The 1927-nt window shown below is 56.0% G+C and carries 1 protein-coding gene and 1 pseudogene; both read right to left on the minus strand.

Annotated features, from left to right (window positions below):
• Window positions 1–1218: hypothetical protein (locus AC5YGJ_RS20305; RefSeq protein ID WP_496187562.1), on the minus strand; the 1218-nt coding region annotated here is incomplete at its 3' end.
• Window positions 1215–1927 (minus strand): annotated as a pseudogene (locus AC5YGJ_RS20310) (phospholipase D-like domain-containing protein); the annotation flags it as partial. The gene AC5YGJ_RS20305 and the pseudogene AC5YGJ_RS20310, both read right to left, overlap by 4 nt.

Here is a 1927-nt window from a genome sequence, read left to right on the forward strand (position 1 = left end):
AACACCCTTCTCGGCGTAGGCGCGCAGGTTCTCGGAGTAGCCGTCGTCGTCGGATACCGGACCGGACAGGATCACCCGCGTGAGCTTGCCCTTTGCGTCGTAGTTCTCCTGACGATTCAGATCCAGCCTGCGCCACTGACGTTCACGGGGGTACTTTGCGCCAGGAGCGAAAATCTCGAAGACGCGCTGCCCAGTGCGGTGGAAATACTCACGAACACGCGTATACGCAATCACGCCGTCAAACTGCCCCTTCAACACGTCTGGAGATACACGCTCTCCAGGAAAGGTATAGTTCAACTCCCTACCCTCATCTCGACTGCGCTGCTCAAAGATGGGTGTCGCGTCGGACGAAGCGATGGCAAAGGATGCACTCTGAATACCGGTAAGCCCGCGCTTGTCGCTCATCTGAAACGATGCACCGACGAGGTGGTGGAAGTTGGCACCGTTGAAGTAATAATCTCCTTGTGCGTACCAGGCACCATCCGTGACTTCGGCCCCAAAACCGACATCCTCTTGGCCCGCGCCCTCCCCAGGCTTGCGCGTAGCCATCTTGGTCATATCCGAAGCCAAGAATCCATCAGGTCGATAGGCGAAGTACCTAGTAACCTTCTTTACAGGCTCATCGCGAAGCTGCGAACACTGAAAGCTGGGCCTATCTGAAACATCCGTCTCCGAGCTTTCATTTGCCACTTCAATTCTGCCTTCCTTATCATAGAGCGCACAGAAAATTGTGCTACCACGCCCATTTACATCAATCTTTCGACTGGATACAAGTCGACCAGACAGATCATAGTGAATGGTGCGAACTTGCCGAAGTTCGAAGTACGGGAGAATCCGCTGGATTGCAGGATGCGAGCTCGCATCATCGCCACTCACCTTGTGCTCCCTTCGCTTCCACTCCTCCACCCGGCAGAGCCTTGGCCCTTGAGGGCCCGACTCCAGATAGAAGATCGTTCCACCTTCGGAACTGAAAGGCCTGTTCTCCAATCTTGCGACCTCCGGATAGACGCCAATGCGGATGAATGGCGCGACCTCGTTCGCTCGACTCAGACTTATATGGAATAGATCAATGGGTTCCGGACTGAAGCGGATCATTACATTTCTATCCGGCGATGCACGCACGCCGCTATTCATCGGCGCACAGTCAGCAAAGGCAGCGCTTGCGCAGGATACTGCACCGAAAAAGGCCATGACCCTAGCGACAGTAAATCTGTTCAAGCCTGCTCTCCATGTCCTTCGTCGACACTTTGTCTCGCCAGCATCGCACCTCCACGCAGGCCAGTCCCGCGGGGCAGCGCTGCGATGATTTCGTTAGGCATTGTTGCAGCGGGGTCATCCATGCCGCTGCCCCACAAAAGCGGCATTTCCACCCAAAAGCCTTTGACGCGTGATTCGCCCGCCTTCAGCGCCTTCATGGCTTTTTCCACATTGAGCCGTCCCACCGCGCTGGTCACATAGTCATTCACAATGCTTGGCTCTGCCATGAATTGTTCCTGAAGGTCTGGTGGTTGTGCATACAGTATTCGCCTGATGCGACCATCATCACTCAGACCCGCAGACGGAAACCCACCGAATACGGCATCGTACCGCCGAAACGAATTGCGGGGGACGTTGGTAAAAACGCGCTCGTACGCGGTCGCGTTGGAATCCGCTCGCACCCTAATCCCCTTCCACGTAGCGGGACTCGCCGGGCTCTCGATCCTGATACTGGGGCACTCAACATTGAACCAAGGCAGATACAATGCTGCAGATCCAACACCGCTGTAGGGCTTCTGCTTCTTCTCCGGCAACGGTTGGATCTCCTCCCCCAGGAACTTCCTCCAGAGCTTCATCCGCAGATCCCGCGCAAACTTCCGGGTTATCACCTGCAAGCCATTGCCCAGGTCCATCGACTTGGCCGCACCATCCACGATCACTGCGGCGATCC

It is taken from the genome of Stenotrophomonas sp. CS3K5 (assembly GCF_059515225.1).